The 18,383-nt window shown below is 29.9% G+C and carries 14 protein-coding genes and 1 pseudogene; 11 read left to right on the top strand and 4 right to left on the bottom strand.

Annotated features, from left to right (window positions below):
* Positions 1 to 1,004 precede the first annotated feature (1,004 nt).
* On the top strand, positions 1,005 to 1,754 hold the full coding sequence (locus tag ACWPW7_RS19325) for a MerR family DNA-binding transcriptional regulator (RefSeq protein WP_454054843.1): 750 nt from the start codon (positions 1,005 to 1,007) through the stop codon (positions 1,752 to 1,754).
* Positions 1,755 to 1,815: 61 nt separating this feature from the next.
* Here the strand turns inward: ACWPW7_RS19325 and ACWPW7_RS19320 are convergent, their stop codons facing one another.
* Positions 1,816 to 2,118, bottom strand: a complete 303-nt coding sequence (locus tag ACWPW7_RS19320) for an agmatine deiminase family protein (RefSeq protein ID WP_454055543.1) — start codon at positions 2,116 to 2,118, stop codon at positions 1,816 to 1,818.
* A gap of 371 nt (positions 2,119 to 2,489) precedes the next feature.
* Here ACWPW7_RS19320 and ACWPW7_RS19315 point away from each other — a divergent pair, with 371 nt between their 5' ends.
* Positions 2,490 to 3,698: a DUF5780 domain-containing protein gene (locus tag ACWPW7_RS19315; RefSeq protein WP_454054842.1), complete on the top strand. Its 1,209-nt coding sequence runs from the start codon at positions 2,490 to 2,492 to the stop codon at positions 3,696 to 3,698.
* A 407-nt stretch (positions 3,699 to 4,105) separates the two neighbouring features.
* On the opposite strand, the gene ACWPW7_RS19310 is transcribed toward ACWPW7_RS19315, so the two are convergent.
* Both ACWPW7_RS19310 and ACWPW7_RS19305 read right to left on the bottom strand, forming a co-directional pair.
* Complete coding sequence (locus ACWPW7_RS19310) at positions 4,106 to 4,861, bottom strand: ECF transporter S component (RefSeq protein WP_454054841.1); 756 nt, start codon at positions 4,859 to 4,861, stop codon at positions 4,106 to 4,108.
* Positions 4,862 to 5,143: 282 nt separating this feature from the next.
* Positions 5,144 to 6,013 carry a pyridoxamine kinase gene (locus ACWPW7_RS19305; RefSeq protein ID WP_454054840.1) on the bottom strand — a complete coding sequence of 290 codons (870 nt, stop codon included), beginning with the start codon at positions 6,011 to 6,013 and terminating at the stop codon, positions 5,144 to 5,146.
* Positions 6,014 to 6,142: 129 nt separating this feature from the next.
* Here ACWPW7_RS19305 and pdxR point away from each other — a divergent pair, with 129 nt between their 5' ends.
* The 9 genes and pseudogenes from pdxR (at position 6,143) to ACWPW7_RS19260 (ending at position 16,346) form a co-directional block, all read left to right on the top strand.
* Complete coding sequence (gene pdxR, locus ACWPW7_RS19300; protein WP_454054839.1) at positions 6,143 to 7,528, top strand: MocR-like pyridoxine biosynthesis transcription factor PdxR; 1,386 nt, start codon at positions 6,143 to 6,145, stop codon at positions 7,526 to 7,528.
* Between the two features lie 177 nt (positions 7,529 to 7,705).
* Positions 7,706 to 7,864 (top strand): annotated as a pseudogene (locus ACWPW7_RS19295) (DUF5780 domain-containing protein); the annotation flags it as partial.
* A gap of 422 nt (positions 7,865 to 8,286) precedes the next feature.
* Positions 8,287 to 9,372 (top strand): uroporphyrinogen decarboxylase family protein, encoded by a 1,086-nt coding sequence (locus ACWPW7_RS19290; protein WP_454054838.1) that lies wholly within the window; start codon positions 8,287 to 8,289, stop codon positions 9,370 to 9,372.
* Between the two features lie 355 nt (positions 9,373 to 9,727).
* Positions 9,728 to 10,468 carry a WD40/YVTN/BNR-like repeat-containing protein gene (locus ACWPW7_RS19285; RefSeq protein ID WP_454054837.1) on the top strand — a complete coding sequence of 247 codons (741 nt, stop codon included), beginning with the start codon at positions 9,728 to 9,730 and terminating at the stop codon, positions 10,466 to 10,468.
* Positions 10,469 to 10,663: 195 nt separating this feature from the next.
* The gene (locus ACWPW7_RS19280; protein WP_454055542.1) at positions 10,664 to 11,350 is read left to right on the top strand and encodes a response regulator transcription factor; all 687 of its coding nucleotides are present in this window, start codon (positions 10,664 to 10,666) and stop codon (positions 11,348 to 11,350) included.
* Positions 11,340 to 12,647, top strand: coding sequence for a sensor histidine kinase (locus ACWPW7_RS19275; protein WP_454054836.1), 1,308 nt, complete (start codon positions 11,340 to 11,342; stop codon positions 12,645 to 12,647). Before ACWPW7_RS19280 ends, ACWPW7_RS19275 begins: the two co-directional genes overlap by 11 nt.
* Positions 12,648 to 13,207: 560 nt before the next feature.
* A complete protein-coding gene (locus ACWPW7_RS19270; protein ID WP_454054835.1) occupies positions 13,208 to 14,650 on the top strand; it encodes an ABC transporter permease in 1,443 nt (480 codons plus the stop codon).
* Between the two features lie 9 nt (positions 14,651 to 14,659).
* Positions 14,660 to 15,328: an ABC transporter ATP-binding protein gene (locus tag ACWPW7_RS19265; protein WP_454054834.1), complete on the top strand. Its 669-nt coding sequence runs from the start codon at positions 14,660 to 14,662 to the stop codon at positions 15,326 to 15,328.
* Between the two features lie 250 nt (positions 15,329 to 15,578).
* The gene (locus ACWPW7_RS19260) at positions 15,579 to 16,346 is read left to right on the top strand and encodes a C39 family peptidase (protein ID WP_454054833.1); all 768 of its coding nucleotides are present in this window, start codon (positions 15,579 to 15,581) and stop codon (positions 16,344 to 16,346) included.
* Positions 16,347 to 16,845: 499 nt separating this feature from the next.
* Here ACWPW7_RS19260 and ACWPW7_RS19255 read toward each other — a convergent pair whose 3' ends face one another.
* Complete coding sequence (locus ACWPW7_RS19255; protein ID WP_454054832.1) at positions 16,846 to 17,814, bottom strand: helix-turn-helix domain-containing protein; 969 nt, start codon at positions 17,812 to 17,814, stop codon at positions 16,846 to 16,848.
* Between the last annotated feature and the right edge of the window lie 569 nt (positions 17,815 to 18,383).

Genomic DNA, 18,383 nt, shown 5'->3' with positions numbered 1-18,383 from the left:
TTATAATGATTGATATTTAAATAATTGTTAATACTATTGTAGAAGAATTTATTGCTACAGATTTTGAAAAAATATCATTGGATTTTTTTAGAAAAAATTTAAGATATTTATTTTCTAAATTTTACAATAAAATTTCTTAGTCAATAGCATGTGCGGATTTTTTATAAACGTCTAATATATTAACTTCTTATAAATAATGTATATTTATAATCTTCAGAGAAGCTCAATATATTTTATGCTTTAGTAGAGTACCCTTTATGCTTGTTAATACGAAAAAAATTAAAATATTGCCTCATAAACTTTCTTATCTTATTGATTAAATAATATCAATATACTTTCATGGTATTTTAACCCTAAAATCCTTAAAATTACATATATTGCATAAATAATTCATGTTATGTAAATTATAGCATGAACTATTTATATAAAACAATAATATTATTTGAAAAATTATAATTTTATAAAATATTCACAAAAATTTATATTTGTATAATTACTCCACAACATTAATATGGAGAGGAAAATGTAATAAATTGATAATATTTGAACAACATATTAAATAATTTAAATGTAAAATGTTTCTTGTATTAGAGTTAAGCTGCAATGATAACTAATTAGAAGGTAATAGAAAAGTATTTTGTTTAAGGGTCGGTTCATAATTATATTTAAGTAAGGCTATATTATTTTATAAGAATTAAAATTTTAAAGAATACAGAGTAATCAATATAAGATATTAATAATTGGAGAATCAGAGAAGAAAGCATCAAAGTTAATAGAAAGTATAATTAAAGCAGATGTGGTAGTAGAATCATCAATAAAAAATATCATACTTTTTTAAGATATATTTTAAAGAAAGAGAATACTTATTATCTCAAGAGTTAAAGTAACTTTAATGCAAAGAGTATTTTTGCTATAATTATAAAAAGCTTATATTAGATTAATATTATAGACATTTATATACTTTAATTTTAATGTTAATCTTTATAAAACCATGGAGGTATTCTATGAAAAATTTTTTTACTATTAGTGAAATTTCAAAAATCTTTCATGTTCCTGCCCCAACATTACGTTATTGGCAACAAGAAAATTTAATTCATGTTGATAAAAATACTGAAAATGGCTACCGCCAATATGCCTTTCCAGAAATGCTTCAAATATCTGATATAATATTTTATAGAAGCCTTAATGTACCAATAAAAAAGTTAAAAGACTTAAGTAAGTTAAATCTTTCTATGATAGATTCAATGCTTAATGAAACACAAGTGGATCTTGAAGAAGAGATAGATAAACTAATTAATATAAATGAAAAATTAAAATCAAGAAGAAGAAAAATTGATGAATTGCTTGAAATTAAGAATAATGAATATAAACTTAATTTCCCGGATGTGGATAAGATAGTCTCTTTTAATTTTACGGAGGAAGATAAGCTAAAACTATATTTAGAAGATCAATATCATTACACAATTTTTTTTGATAAACATAAAAATGAATTTCTATGTAATTGCATTTCTGTACCCTATGATTTTTATAATTCTGAGATACTTTGGGATAAAAATGCAACTAGAAATAAATTTGCTCTATGTATAGTTAGGTCTGCATTTAATGATTGGTTAGATAATGATTTAGATGAACACTTATCATTTATTAAAAATCAAGGCTATTCAACTGGAACTGTAATTTGTAGATATTTACTATCTGCTTATGATAATAAACAATATGACTATTTTAAAACTTGGATTGAATTATTAGATTAAATTTAATTAACAAAAGGACTTTTAACTTATAATAAAAGTCCTTTTAATTATGCAATCATAACTAAACTTTACTTACCTTTGGTATGTTTCTAGTATTACAATGAATTCCACCTCCATATAAATTTAATGGTAATGTATTTATTGCAATCACTTTTCTATCCGGAAAAATATTCTGAAGTATGTTAAAAGCTTCTTCATCCTTCTTCTTTATATCTAAAGACATTCCTTCTTTATAATATTTTTGTGCAAGTACTAAACCATTAGTTATCAAAAAATTACAATAGCTTAAAGCAGGTAAAAACTTAACTTTTCTTGTTGGAAATGGGGCACCATCTAAAAAGTTTCCATTATTAAACTCATCAATTCCAATTTTATATAAATCATAGATGTCATCAACTTATCACTCCTAGTTAATCTATTATTTAAATATCAATTTTTAATTATCAACGTTCTAATCCTTAAAGTAACTTTAATGTCAAATATAAAACAAACTTTTTAAATTGTTTATATACTAATATTTTTATATTTAACTTAAATAATACTCTATATAATAATTAATTTTAAAAATTATTATACTAACTGAAATTATTATGATACTTATGATAGTTTTTATGGAGTAGTGTAACTATTTAAGGTACATAGAGAAGAAATGTTACAATAATTTAACAAAATTATTGAATTTATACATAAATATACTATAATTTAATTGTATGTTAATAAAAGGGGAGATTGGGAATGATATGCACAAAATGTAGAGCTGAAAATCAAAAGGATAGTTTGTTTTGTAACAAATGTGGTACAAAGTTATCATCAAATAATGAAAAACAAAGCAAAAGATTAATTAAGGACAAAATAAAATTGCTTAATAACAAAAAAAATCTTATTATGTTGTGCACAGTTTTAATAATAATAATCTGTGCAGTATCTGGAATTATTTATTTTAATAATCCTGTATCAAAATTTAAAAGTGAAATTATAAATAATAAACAGACAGAAGCGGTTAAACTCTATCATAATAAAATTAAAGGAGATTCAGACAAAGAAGAGAAAGCAATTTCATTTTTAAAGGGTGAAATTGCTGAAATTGAAAAATCATTTGTGGATGAAAAAATAGATTATGATAAAGCCAAAAGTAGGCTTGAGACAATAAAAAATACACGCTTAGTGCCAACCGATGCTACTAATTCAATCATTAAAGTTAATAATCTTAATAATTCAAGAATTGCATTTAAAAAAGCAGAGGAGTTTTTTAAAAACAATGATTTAAAAAATGCTATAGAAGAATATAAAAATGTAATATCTGATGATAAGAACTATGAAAAGGCTAAAGAACAGATTAAAAATAATGAAAAAAAGTATAAAGATCAAATATTAAAAAGTGCTGAAGAATTTGCAAATAAAAAAGACTATAATAAAGCAATAACAACATTGTCTGAAGCAATATCAGTTTTTTCAGATGATGTGGATTTAACCGCAAAAAATGAAACATATAAAAAATTACAACAAGAAAAATTAGAAGCTGAAAGGAAACAAAAAATTGAAGAATTAAAAGGAGTGCAAGAATTAGTTATAATTAGTAGCAGTGTAGTTTCAGACTATTTTAATATTCACGATGAAGCTCAAGTTATAGTGAAAAATAATACAAATAAAGTTGTTAAGAATTTTACAGTAGGTATCCTTATGTATGATGGTAATGGATATCCTCTTAAGTCAGGAATACTTGCTGGAGAAAATCAATTATTTAAAGGTAAATCTGAGTCAGCAAATATACAAGCAGGTGAAAGATTTGGTTATAATAGATCATGGAACTTATATACAAATTATGGAACTGTAAAAGAAGTAATTGCTTGTGTTAGAGATGTTGAATACTATGACGGAAGCAAATGGACAAATGATTACTATAATTATTGGCAAGATGAACATTTAGGTAAACCATATAAATAATTATAACTAAAACCTGTACTAAATATAAAAGTACAGGTTTTTAGATTTTAAAAAGAGATATTAATATATAAACAATGAATATGTATAATCATTGGAATAAAGGAAAAGTAAACCTTTATGTAATTACTGATTTAAACTATTAATAAAAAAAGCCTTGATTATTTAATGGTAGAGGTTAATAGGTTAAGATAAAGAGGAAAAGGAAGAGAGATAGTTTGTAAAACTATCTTCTTTATTTTGCTCTGAATAAAGTAAATATATCATTTAAAATACTTTACTGTGTAAAAGCTAAGAAGTACATTTGGATTTTAGAAATAGATATACTACTTCATAATACTTTATAAAATGTCAGTGAAGTAAAATTCTTTTAAAAGATTTTCTATTTAAGGTTCATTAAAGGTATGACATTAATTCTTTATAGATTTAGAAAGTGGAATGTAAAGTACTACAGCTACAAATATAGAAAAGGAACCATTAATTAGTGTTGCAGGTAAGCTTACAGCTGAACTTAATAGAGCTGCTGTAAATCCACTTCCGGCGAATAAAAGTGTTATGATTCCAAATAAAAATTCTCCTACAAGATTAAAGGCTATGCCTGCTACAGCACCTAAAATTGCATACTGAACTTTAATAGATAGTTTTTTAGCTGAGATACATACACTGCCTAATCCTATGCCAAGGATAAGAGAAAATATATATAACACAGGGTTTACTACTAGTTTTTTCTCAATTCCAGTTACAGTAATTTCATTACCAAAGACCATTGAAATAATAAAAAGTGTAATACCTATGCAAATAAGTATGACTGAAGCAATGGATATCAATTTTATAGGTGATTTTGCATCTTCTTTATCTCCTTTTGAGGCCACTATTCCTACAATTGCTCCTATACCGAATTTTAGTAAAAAAGTTTTTGGAACACTAGAGACATATCCATTCATTAGGTCAAATAGACCCATACCAATAGAACCAGAAAGTCCTCCTATGGTGCCTGAAAAAAGTAGTGCAGCTAAGATTACGAACATATTTCCCATGTGTAAAAATGGTTTACCAACAGGAGATGGTATTGGTATTTTAAAAAGTAAGGCTACATAGCAAAGAGCAGAAAAAAGTCCAATTAAAACCATAGTGTGTATAGAAAATTTATGTTGTTTTGTATTCAATGTATTTACCCTCCATTATTAATAATTTAAGTAGCTTGACCTAAGATTAATATAAGCTTCACATTACTGCGTCAGTTTCAGTCACTCCAGTGCTCATTTACTTTAGTAAACTCTGCTCTTCGTTCCTTCACTTCCTTGTTCTGTTCGCTTATATTAACTTTTCTAAAATCAATATAAGCTTCACACTACGTCGTCAACTGCGTTGGCTATGGTGCTTATTTACCTAAGTAAACGACCCTCCTCACTCACTTGTTTCCTAGTATTGTTCGCTTCTATTTAATTTTATACAGTACGATCAGTACAATTTTTCTGAATTTCTTCAATGAAGGAGTACAATACTCCTTCAAAATTAACTCCGTAATTAGATGCAGTTCCTTGTAAATATGTACGTTCAATTGAATTTTTAACTAAATTAACGGCAATTTTTATAGCCTCATGAAGACTAATCCCTCTTACTACTGCAGCTGAAAGAGCACTAGTAAAAAGGTCACCAGTACCGTGATAACTGTTTGGTATCTTTGTTGTTAAAGAATAGTGAACTTCTCCACTTACTGAATCATAGCAAGCAGCACCAATCTGATCATCATTAAAAGATACTCCAGTAAGTACAATTTTTGATGGGCCAAGGGTAGAAAGTTTCTTTAATAAACTCTCCACGTACTCATGGGTATATGGCGGTTTTACATATTTTTCTCCTAGGAGTAAAGCAGCTTCTGTAAAATTAGGTGTTATAACATCTGCAATTTTGCAAAGCTTTTTAAAACCTTTACACATTTCGTCATCTAATTTGCTATAGTATTTTCCGTTATCAGCCATTACAGGATCAATTATAACTATAGTTTTTTCATTTTTAATTAATGTTACAATATCTTCTAGTATCTCTGCTTGATGAGGATTTCCTAAATAACCTGCATATATAGCATCAAATTTTAAATTTAAAGAATGCCAATGTTTTGCCATGTTATACATATCTGAACTTAAATCACGAAAGGTATACCCAGTGAATCCGCCAGTATGAGTTGATAGCACTGCTGTAGGCATACAGGTACACTCTACTCCAGCAGCAGAAATTACAGGTAAGGCAATAGTTAATGAGCATTTTCCAAAGCCTGATAAATCATGTATTGCAGCAACTCTTTTTAAAATTTCCAATATTAATTTTCCCCCCCTCACTTGAATAATTTATATCCCTTGATATACTATACATAATATTTGTCATTATTAAAATGTACAAATATTAGAATTTTAACAAGGACAGTTTAGGGAGAGGGGTTTTTTTATATGGGTAAGATTAGTAAAACTACTATTAATACTGAGAATTTATTGGGAATGCCGTTATATATTCAGCTTTATAATCACTATAAATCACTTATTTCGTCAGGCAGCCTTAAATCGGGTAGCAAACTTCCATCTATAAGGCGCTGTGCATCAGAGCGAATGATAAGTCGTACAACAGTTGAAGCGGCATACTTACAACTTGCCGCTGAAGGTTATATTACATCTAGAGCAGGTAGTGGCTTCTATGTGAGTGACCTAAATTATACGGATATACAAACTCCATCCCTTTTAAACTATACAAAGTCAATAGTAAAAGAAGAGCCATTATATGATTTCGTAAGCTCCACTGTTGATCATAAAAGCTTTAACTTTGATTTATGGAGCAGATATATTAAGAGTGCACTTCGAAGTGGAGACAGGCTTTTATCTTATGGTGATGCTCAAGGAGAGTATGATCTTAGAGTAGCTATAACACGTTATGTAGCTGAACGCAGAGGAGTTATATGTACTCCAGAGCAAATTGTTGTTGGTGCTGGAGTACAGAGTTTGTTACACATTTTGTGCTCCTTAACAGGGGTACGGTCACCAGTTTTTTTTACAGGAGGAGAATTTGAACAAGGGAGATCAATTTTTCAAGATAGAGGTTTTGAGACATTTATATATGGTCCGTTGGCTAATGATCTATCTGAATTTGGGAAAGCAAAGGCAAAAATAATATACACATTTCCCTCCAATAGCACACCATGGGGAGATGTTATGCCTATACAGACTAGACTTTCGTTGTTATCCTTTGCTAAGGCTCAAGATTGCTTGATTATAGAGGATGATTATGATAGTGAATTTAGATATTATAGTCGTCCTGTTCCATCTCTACAAGGGCTAGATGGAGGACATAAAGTGGTGTACATGGGGACTTTTTCAAGACTCTTACTACCTTCTTTAAGAATTAGCTTCATGGTATTGCCTATGGAATTAATGGATGCCTATAGTAAGTGTGGAGAGGATTATAATCAGACAGCTTCAAAAACTGAACAAATTGCTCTATGTCAATTCATACGAGATGGCCACTTAGAGAAACAGATAAAAAAGGTAAGAAAACTCTATATGGCTAAAAGTAATCAGCTTTGTCTTGCTGTAAATAAGATTTTTAAAGACAAAGCCAAAGCAATATCAGGTTCTGGAGGATTTTTAATTCAAGTTGAGGTGAAAAGTAATCTCTCATCTAAGGAACTGGCAAGGCGTGCTGAGGAGGTTGGGGTTTTAGTAAAAGCCTTTGATTCTGTAGAGAAAAGCAAATATCCAACATTGTTGTTATCTTGTTCAGGAGTTTCAGAGGAGGATTTTGAAAAAGCGCTAAGGTTACTTAAAGAGGCATTTTTTAAGGAGTAGCATGATGAAAACTAGTAAATATGGGCTTTTGAAGATTTACCATTTTTGAATTTGGGATGGTGGCTTCAAAGGCTCTTTTCTTATTTGGTAGAATAGGTTAAAGAACAGATTTAAAATAATGAAAAAGAGTATAAAGAGTAAGTACTAAAAGGTGAGGAAGAATTTGAAAATGAAACATTAGTCTATAACAATGTATGGAACTTATATACAAATTATGGAACTATAAAAGAAGTAATTGCTTGTGTTAGAGATGTTAAATACTATAATGGAAGTAAATGGACAAATGATTACTATAATTATTGGCAAGATGAATATTTAGGTAAACCATATAAATAATTATAGCTAAAACCTGTATTAAGTATAAAAGTACAGGTTTTTTGAATTTTAAAAAGAGAGATTAATATATAAATAATGAATATGTAGTAATATCTGAATTATTTAAAAAACAAATAGCTAGAGATTTGCTATAAATATTGGCTATTCGACAATACCTATGGTGTACTATATAATTTTAATTATTAAAATAAAAGAAAAATTAGTTTTTATGTAGCCACTGATTTGACCTTGAATTATTAATAAAAAAAGACTTAAATACATTTCAAATGGATATTATTTTTAATCTATATGAAATTGTAGAAACAGTAAGATCTTTTTATGAAATGGAATTAAAAGCTAATTTAAATAGCTAAAAAAATTTAGCATTACCGATATAAAAATAGTTACTTATATGGAAATAGATTTATGAGGAGGGGTTAGTTGTGTTTAATAAAGATTCTATGACTCCAGCTGAAAGAGGGACTGCTATTGCCAAGGGAATGGAAGTGGATAGATTGCCATGCAACCCTAATATTGCAAATGGAGTTGCCAGGGTATATGGCTGTAAGATTTCTGAGTTTAATCACAATCCTAGAGTCATTGCAGAGGCACAAATGGCAACCTATCGTAAATTTGGCTGCGACAGTCTTCGCATTTTTACTGATTTGTTTACATGGGCGGAAGCCATGGGGGCAACTGTTACTTTCCCTGATGATGATACTGCTGATTTGGCAAAATCGGCAATTTTTAGTGTAAAGGATATTGATACTTTGCGTCCTGCTAATCCTTATAAAGATGGACGATTGCCAGTACACCTTGATGCAATGAAATATCTTCAGGATCTTGCAGAGGATGAAATAAAATGTTCTGCTGGTATTGTGGGACCTTTTACTAACGCATTTTTCTTGTTTGGTGTCAATGAAGCGCTGAAGCTCATACACAAAAATCCTGAAGCACTACATAAGCTTTGTCGCGTTTCTCTTGAAACCTGTAAAGCTTATGCAAAGGCAGCAATTGATATTGGACTTAGTCCTACCATATCTGAGCCTATGTCTTCTTGTACAGTTGTAAGTCCTAAGGATTTCAGAGAATTTTCTCTGCCCTACTTGAAGGAGCTTATTGATTATATTAAGGGATATGGCAGTAATGTAGTAGTGCATATCTGTGGACAGACTGATAAAATTTGGAAGGATATTGGGGATCTGGGTATCGGCGGCATGAGCATAGATAATATTGCAAGTTTAAAAGATTGTAAAAATACAATTGGAAGTCAAACCAAGATTCTAGGCAATGTTGATCCAGCTGGGATTATGTATTCCGGAACCCCTAAGGACGTTCGCATCAAAACCTTAGAGGGAATTTTAGATGTTTACGACTCGCCAAAGGGTTATGTTGTCATGTCGGGATGTAGCTTACCGGTAGAAACACCATTTGAAAATATTGAAACTATGATGAACACTGTTCGTGAAGTGGGTTATCCTGTTCAGCCAGAAAGAGTTAAGGAGCTTTTAGATCGTTATAGCAAATAATATATACTACAAGTTAAAGATAATATAAAAATAGACTTGATTATTTAATGACAAAGGTCAATACATTAAGATAAAGAGAAAAAAGAAGGGAGATAGTTTGTAAAACTATCTTCTTTATTTGTTCTGAATAAAGTACATATATCATTTAAAATGCTTTACGGCATAAAAGTTAAAAAGCACATTTGGATTTTAGAAATAGATATATTACTTCATAATGTTTTATAAAATGTCAATGAAGTAAAATTCTCAAAAATTCTTTTGAAAATTTTTTATTTAAGGTTCATTAAAGGTATGACATTTATAATTAAGTCATAAGGTAGCTACTTATAAAGAATTTAATGGAGGTATAGATAGTATGAAAAACATTATGAATATAACAAAAAAGAAAGCAGGTGCTTCTATCCTTTGTGGTGCACTTGTTCTAACATTAGGAACAGGAAAAGTTTTTGCTAGTGATGTTGATGATTCTGTTCAAGTAAAAAATGAAAATGGAGTTATAACGTACTCTATAGATGGAGGTCAAACATGGAGTGAAGATGCCCCTGAGGGTTTGACAGGATTTGAGAGCGAAGATGGGAAAATAAAAATTAAAAATGCTAATATTTCAAAAGATGATATTGGTATTGGTGTACAAGTAAAGTTAGAAGATGGTGTTAAGCTATATTCTATAGATGGAGGTCAAACATGGAGTGAAAATGCTCCTGAAGGTTTGATAGAATTTAAGAACGAAGATGGGAAAATAGAAATTAAAAATACTAATATTTCAAAAGATGATATCGGAATTAATGTAAAAGTAAAGTTAGAAGATGGTGTTAAATTATATTCTAAAGATGGAGGTCAAACGTGGAGTGAAAATGCTCCAGAAGGCGTTGAGGCATTCACCAAAGAAGATGGAAAAGTAGGAATTAAAAATTCTGGTCAAACAGAAAAAGGACTTTTTATAGGTGGACAGGTAAAGTCTGAAGATGGTATTTTATCTAAAGGCGGTAATAGTTTTATGGTGAAAAATGAAAATGGAACAAGATTTTATTCCGAGGATAGTGGTCAGACTTGGAGTGAAGATCTTCCTGAAGGTATGTCTATAGAAATTAAATAAGAATTTAATAAAGAAGAAATCAAAGAGTATCCGCAACAAATTGGTATAACAGCTTTTTTGGTGCGGATGCTATTATGATATAATATTTAAAGAATAAATATTAGTAATTTCAATATAACTGCTTAGGATAAAGTTGCAGATTACCTATTATATCAATAATTTATGCTTTTGACGTAGTAAAAAGGAGAGATGCATGTGCGAATTTTAATGGTAGAAGATGAAAAATATATGGCGGAAGCTATAGAACAGGTTCTAAAGAAAAATAATTATAGCGTTGACTTAGCTTTTGATGGTGAATATGGATTAGACTGTGGGCTTTCTGGTATATATGACATTATTATTCTCGACATCATGCTTCCTAAAATGAACGGAGTAGGCGTATTAAAAGAATTGCGTAAAAACGGTATTGAGGCACCTGTTATCCTGTTGACAGCAAAGGGCGAAACTGAGGATAAGGTTATAGGTCTTGATAGTGGAGCTGACGACTATTTGGCAAAGCCCTTTAAAACAGAAGAATTGATGGCACGTTTACGTGCTTTAAGTCGGAGAAAAAATGAGCTGATAAAAGACAACATTTTACAATACGCAGATATTGAATTGAATCCACTTACTTTAAACCTTAGCTGTGGCAGCAAAGAATTTAAATTAACTTTAAAGGAATGTCAACTGTTAGAACTTTTAATCAAGCGAAAAGATATTATTATTTCGAAGGACTCTATCATTGAGAAGTTATGGGGGTATGAAACCTGTGCAGAGGATAATAATGTGGAAGTGTACATATCTTTCTTACGTAAAAAATTAAGTCGTATAAAATCTCAAGTTATCATTCAAACAGTGCGAGGTGCTGGATATGTCTTAAACACTACAAAGGATGGAGATTGATATGTTTAAAAAGTTACGTAATAGATTCATTATACTAAATATGTCAATTATCTCCGTGGTGATGATTAGTGCCTTTGTAGTTATTTATTTTACAACGTATAATAACACACAAACAGAAAATAGAGATAAACTTGAAATGTTATCTTCAAGAGTAAATACAGGGGCTCTTAGTTTACCAGACGGTACAAAAAAAGATAATAGAATCATTAGTATGATTCCTTCCGACTCTTCTTCTTCTTTTCGTATACTTGTAAATTCAGATGGTAACATTGTTAAAATAATTTCACATATTGACATGTCTGAGGAAATATATTTTAAGGCAGCAGAACTTGCTTGGAATGAGAAAAAAGATTATAGCATCATTTCCCTTGAAAACAGACGATGGCAATATAAAATATCTCCTATTGGAAGAAATTTCATAACTCATGAAAATGGAAGCAAAACTATAATAAACTTTAATGATGGCAATTATCAAATTACATTTTTAGATGTCACAGATTCTCACAAAACATTGATGGAGCTCTTTACTACATTATTTTTTGTTGGGATTATTATGCTTTTTGTTATATTTGTAATCAGTCTTTTCTTTGCAAATAGATCTATTAAGCCTATTTCAGAGGCATGGGAGAAGCAAAAACAATTTATTGCTGATGCTTCTCATGAATTAAAAACACCTCTTGCTATTATAAATGCTAATTCTGATGCTCTTCTTGCAAATCAGGAGGAAACCATTAAAAGTCAGAAGAAGTGGCTTGATTATATAAAAAACCAAATTGATAGAATGAGTAAACTTGTAAATGATCTTTTATACTTGGCTAAGACAGAAGATACAAACAGCAAAATACTTTATATACCTTTTAATATTAGTGAGGTAGTAAGTGATGTCATATTATCAATGGAGGCTGTGGCTTTTGAGAAAGACATTAGACTTTTACAAGATATAGAAGCAAATATCATTATTAAAAGTGACTGTGAAAAAATTAAACAGGTAGTTACTATACTAGTTGATAATGCAATAAAATATACGGATGAAAAAGGGCGTATTGATATTATCCTAAAAAAGACAAGACATCAATTAGTGTTTTCTATTAAAAACAGTGGCAAGGGTATACCAAAAGAAAATATAACAAAGCTGTTTGATCGTTTCTATAGGGCTGACTCTGCAAGAACACAAGAAAATGGTGGCTATGGTTTAGGATTGTCTATTGCTAAAGCAATTATAGATAGACTGGATGGTAAAATTTACGCTGACAGTGTAAAAGATGAAGGTGCGACCTTTACTTTTATACTTGGATAATGCAGGCTTCTTCATGATGAATTAAAAACTAAGAATTAGAGATGAAGAGTTATGGTTAAAACTCCATGGCTAAAGCCTTTGGAGTTTTTTAGAATAAACTCTATTTTAAAAATTCACTAACAGTAAATTTCATCTTAATTTTAATGTGCAGCTCAATATAACTACAGCTCTAAATATTTTAATTCACAACTTTAATCAATGGACAATTGACAATTATGGCGGAAATTAGTTTTAATCAAACTAATTTCTTTAATAGATTTTTGTAGCGGCGAACATTGTTCGCCATTTTTTATATGTTCAATATCTGACAATGGAAATAGATTTGGGTTTTGTGGAGAACGCTGTTCTCCGCTACAATCAATGCAGAATTCACAAGTCATAATTCAAAATTGTTAATAAATTTGTCATAACCCTTCGGTAGTGCTTCACTATTTAAGGGTATTTTTTAGTGTTTGAGAATAAAGTTTCCATTTAAGGTTCGTTAAAGGTTGAGAAATTATAATGTTAAATATGGAGTGGTTATTCACAAAATATAAGACGTTAAAGGAGAGAAAATCAATATGTATGTTTTTCAAAATGCATTAAAAAATATAGTGCGAAATCGTGGAAGAAATATTTTGATGGGTATTATAATTTTTGCCATTATTGTTACAACAGTAGTCGCGCTGATTATCAATAACACCGCAAGTGGAATTATTGACGATTATAAAGCTCGTTTTGGCTCGGAGGTTACCATTACTCCAAATATGGAAAAAATGAAACAGCAGACCCAAACACAGGTGGATAATGGTAAAACCACTGTTAGAATGCAGCGTCCACCTATATCACCTGACCAATATATTGCCTTTGGTGATTCAGAATATATTTTAAACAGCACTTATACGGCAGCTGTGGGTGTTAAGAGCGAAAGTATTACCTCAATGGATGCAGATACCGCAGAAGGTGGAACTGCAATAGAAGGTAAACCCACAATGATGGGACGGGAAGGAGCAAATGGCTTTCAGCCAGAAATGCGTCTTTACGGAAATCTTTGGGAGGATTTTGAAGCTGGAGATCGTGAAATTGCAGAGGGCAAGATGGTAGAAAATAAAGATGAATGTGTTATAAGCACAGATCTTGCTGAGCTTAACAATATTTCAGTCGGAGATATAATTACTTTAGATGGAATGCTTACTGACGAAGAAGGTAATACCCATAATATTACGTATACATTAACTGTTGTTGGTACTTTTTATGATACAACAGAAGAATATTCCAACTCAATGTTCAAAAGTCCTTATATGAATAGACGTAATGAAATCTTATCTGATTTTGACACAGTTTTAGCTCCCATGGAGTCAGAAAAAAGAGGCATAGAGATTACTGCTACCTATTATTTGAAGAATCCAGATATGATAGAAAATTTTAGAAGTGAAGTATACGAAAAGGGTCTAAACGAAATATATGATGTTACAACAGATGAAGCAAGCTACCATAAAATCGTAGGTCCAGTTGAAGGCTTAAAGAGCATTTCTCTTACCTTTATGATCATAGTTTTGATTCTTGGTGGAATCATTCTTGCACTTCTTTCTTCAATTTCTATTCGTGAAAGGAAATATGAGGTTGGTGTTCTAAGAGCTATGGGTATGAAAAAAGGAAAAGTAGCTTTAGGACTTTGGGCAGAAATGCTCATCATAACCTGTATCTGCTTAGTGGTTGGAATAAGCTCAGGAACAGTTGCAGCACAACCTGTAGCAAATATTTTACTTGATAATCAAATTGTAGCAGCAGAGTTAGCAGAAACTAAGGCAAGTGCAGGGGGGCCTAAAATGGTAATAGTAGGTGGAAAACCGGCAAAAACTACAAATGCAGAGCCACTAGATAATATGAACGTTTCCCTTGGACTTGATACAATAGGAGAAATTATTGCCATTTCATTACTTCTTGCTTCAGTTTCAGGAATTGTTTCCATAGGTAAAATTACAAAATATGAACCTATTAAAATACTGATGGAAAGGAATTAGGTGAGACATATGAGTGTATTGTCATTAAAAAATGTAAGCTATAAATATGAAGGTGGAAAAAAGATAGTTTTAAATGGAGTGAGTGCAGAATTTGAAGCAGGAAAAGTTTACACCATTGTAGGAAAATCTGGTTCTGGCAAATCCACACTGCTTTCCCTTATTTCAGGACTTGACGTTTGTACGGGCGGCGAGATATTGTATAGGCAGGGAAATCTTAAAAATATTAATCGTGACAAATACAGGTCAAAGGACATCGGAGTGGTATTCCAAGGTTTTAATCTTTTAACAAATGCAACTGCGGTGGAGAACATTGTACTGTCCATGAATATCAGTGGTAGTGATGAAAAAGATAAAAAAACTTTTGCATATATGCTTTTGAAAAATGTAGGTATTGATAGAGAAACTGCAGATCGTAAAATACTAAGACTTTCTGGTGGAGAGCAACAGCGTGTGGGCATTGCAAGAGCCTTATCTCATAGTCCAGGTATTATAATTGCGGACGAACCTACAGGAAATTTGGATAAAGATACTGAAATGGAAATTCTCAAAATTTTTACTACCCTTGCTCATCAGGAGAATAAATGTGTTATCATTGTTACTCACTCTAAAAAGGTTACTTCTGTTGCTGATGTAGTTTTAGGTATTAATGAAGGTAGGCTAATACAAGTCAGTCAATAGGTAAGAAATTTGAAAAAAATAATAATCCAAATAAAAAATAATTTGATAAAAAGATGCAATGGAAAATTTAATTTTTATAGATTAATATTTAATAAATTTCTTTTAAAGTTTATAATAAAATTATGGACAAGCAGTTTTTCTTTAGTGATGGAGTGCTAAAGAAAATGATTAAAGATTAAACAAATTTAGATGTAGGCAGATAAGGGTTCATTTTCACATATAGAAGATAATACAAAGGAGAAAATTTAAAATGAAAAGTGAAAAATTGCAATATAAAATAAACTTTGTGAAGATAGTAAGTTTTTTATTATTAATTACTGCGTTTTTTATTCTTTGGAAAGTAATAGACAATCAATATATTGCTAAAGCTGCCGGAAGAAAAGAAAGCAAAACAGTTATTAATTCTAAAGATAATGTTTCTAAAGTAAAGCAATGTTTAGAAGTTCCGCTAATTATGCAAGAACCAGAGCTAGCACGAGGATGTGAAGTAACTAGTCTTGCAATGCTTTTGCAGTATATGAACATAGATGTGGATAAAATGGAGCTTTCAAAAAGGATAAAATATGTTCCATTTATAGATGAAGATGGCCAACGTGGAAATATGCATGAAGGTTTTGTTGGTGATATGGAGACTTTTGATAATAATGGTTTAGGTGTTTATGTTGAGCCAATCATTGATTTAGCAGAAAAATATGTTTCTTCTGAAAGAATTATAAATCTTACAGGAAAAAGTATGAAAGATTTATATAATCAAATTGATCAAGGTCATCCAGTCTGGGTGATAAACAACTCCAGTTTTCAAGTATTATCTTCAGATGAATTTGAAACTTGGAATACCAAAATAGGTGAGATGCAAGTTACCTATAATCAGCATAGTGTGATTATTACAGGTTATGATGATAAATTTATCTATATTAATGATCCGCTTTATCCAGAAGCTAACCAAAAGATAAATCGTGTAAATTTTGAAGAGGCATGGGAGCAAATGGGTTCCCAAGCAATGACCATTAAAGAATAATCTTTTAATATATCAAAGAAAGAGTATATAGGAGATAGGATATTATAACTATTCAAAAATATGAAGACTTAACTAAACAAATTGTAAATACAATTTGTTTAGTTGTATTTAAGTAATAAACTTAAAAAAGTTTTAATTTGAAAATCAAGCTCTTCAAAAATAGCTAAAATTAGTGATAAATCTAAATCAGTATAGTTTACTTTAAGTTATAAGCAGAAAATCATAACAATTGATAAATATCTGCCTTAAATATAAAAAGGCTAATTTTTGTAGGTGAGCTGAATAAAATTAAATAAAGATTAAAATGAGAGAAGTCAATTGGACTTCTCTTATAAATTTTTAACAATAAATAGATTAAAAATTTATAAATCCATATTAAGAGTATTGAGATATTTATAAAAATAGCCACTGGCTATAAAACAAAAAACATTGTTTTATAGCTAGTAGCTATTTGTTTTTATATATTAAAATGTCATAGGAGAATCTATAGTAAATATAGTTAAAAATTTAAATTTTTACGAAATTCATTTGGAAGTAAGCCTGTATTTTTATAAAATAATTCAGAAAATCGACTTGCATTTTTATAACCTACAATTTGTGCTACTTGATTGATATTTAAATCTGTATTTAAAAGTATATGTTCTGCTTCATGCATTCTTTTATTTTGTATATATTGGGTAATTGTACATTTGTAAACACTTTTAAATGTATATTTGAGCTTAGTTGTACCCATGCAGGCAATTCTGGCAAGTTGTTCTAGATGAATATCAAAAGAGTAGTGATCATCAATATATGAAGCTACAGTTCTTATACTTTCCATATCCTGATTGGATATTTTTTTAGCTGGTGATGTAGAAGCCAGAGTTTTTGATTTATCAACTATTAGAGAGATGGCTTCAGCTACTTTACTTTCATAAAATAGTTTTGCTGACATACCAGTTCCGCGATAGTTCTTGAGCTGTTTCAATAAATGGACTAATTCAGGAAAATTAGTAGCACCATCTATACTTAAAAAAGCGGAGCATGGATTTTTATATTCTCCAGGGTACTTTGTTTTTAAATAATCGTTGTAGTATTCCGGCATAATTTCAATGCCAATAGAACGAATAGGAATATTTTTATGAAATAGAGCTTGATATAAATTATAATTTCCAATAAAACCTCTGATACAGCCGCAATTTATTCGTTTATATGGTTTAAATTCTTCTCCTGATCCTGATTCAAAGTAACTAATGCTTAAATATTCTGGTATTTTATATTCAAGAAATATGTCTTCGGAAAATACAAAATCATGAATAGAAATAGAAAATAAGTTTTTATGAGTATAAACCCAATAATGACCAGAACTTTTTTCAGAGAGAATAGAATATGTTATACCTTCACTGTTAAAACCTTTATATTCCTTATCTAAATAAAAACCATACTTCATTAGACAGGGATCATGTATTTCTTTTATAATATCCTCCATCTCATTACCTCCTTATACCATAATTAAATGAATAAACATTTCAAATAGATATATATTAAAATTAAATTGACTACCTATAGGATTTCATGAATGAAAAATGAAGAATGAAAAATGAAGAATTATGGTTAAAACTCCACGGTCAAAGCCTTTGGAGTTTTCGTGAAATAAATTTTATTTTAAGAAATTCACTAAGGGTGAATTTCATCCTAAATTCTTCATTTTTAATTATTAATCCTTAATTTTTAAGGGGTTAATCTGTTTTTATAAGAAACTTATTTTCCAGAGTATATATTAAGCTTTCACATTGTATCCCTATACTTCATATCAAGGTTAGTTAAAACTAACTTTAAATCATTATATCGTCTAATCAGTAAATAGACAAGAAGATGAGAATAGAAATTGAAAATAAGCTGTCATGTGAATCATTTAAAGAAGAATTTTTAAAAGAAAAACGGAGAGTATTTCCTAGGAATAATCTATTGGAATAGGATAAATATAAAAATTTATAACTAGAAGATATGCATCATCCTCTAGCTTCTTTATGGTTGTAGATAAAAATATTTGTTATG

This window comes from Clostridium sp. Marseille-Q7071, assembly GCF_965112025.1.
This window is presented reverse-complemented; position numbering and strand designations above follow the sequence as displayed.

What these genes read in the sequence shown, in the direction of transcription:
- ACWPW7_RS19325 (WP_454054843.1), top strand. Translation starts at nt 1,005, where the DNA reads ATGAAAAATTTTTTTACTATTAGTGAAATTTCAAAAATCTTTCATGTT.
- ACWPW7_RS19315 (WP_454054842.1), top strand. Translation starts at nt 2,490, where the DNA reads ATGATATGCACAAAATGTAGAGCTGAAAATCAAAAGGATAGTTTGTTT.
- pdxR (WP_454054839.1), top strand. Translation starts at nt 6,143, where the DNA reads ATGGGTAAGATTAGTAAAACTACTATTAATACTGAGAATTTATTGGGA.
- ACWPW7_RS19285 (WP_454054837.1), top strand. Translation starts at nt 9,728, where the DNA reads ATGAAAAACATTATGAATATAACAAAAAAGAAAGCAGGTGCTTCTATC.
- ACWPW7_RS19275 (WP_454054836.1), top strand. Translation starts at nt 11,340, where the DNA reads ATGGAGATTGATATGTTTAAAAAGTTACGTAATAGATTCATTATACTA.
- ACWPW7_RS19270 (WP_454054835.1), top strand. Translation starts at nt 13,208, where the DNA reads ATGTATGTTTTTCAAAATGCATTAAAAAATATAGTGCGAAATCGTGGA.
- ACWPW7_RS19265 (WP_454054834.1), top strand. Translation starts at nt 14,660, where the DNA reads ATGAGTGTATTGTCATTAAAAAATGTAAGCTATAAATATGAAGGTGGA.
- ACWPW7_RS19260 (WP_454054833.1), top strand. Translation starts at nt 15,579, where the DNA reads ATGAAAAGTGAAAAATTGCAATATAAAATAAACTTTGTGAAGATAGTA.
- ACWPW7_RS19255 (WP_454054832.1), bottom strand. Translation starts at nt 17,814, where the DNA reads ATGGAGGATATTATAAAAGAAATACATGATCCCTGTCTAATGAAGTAT.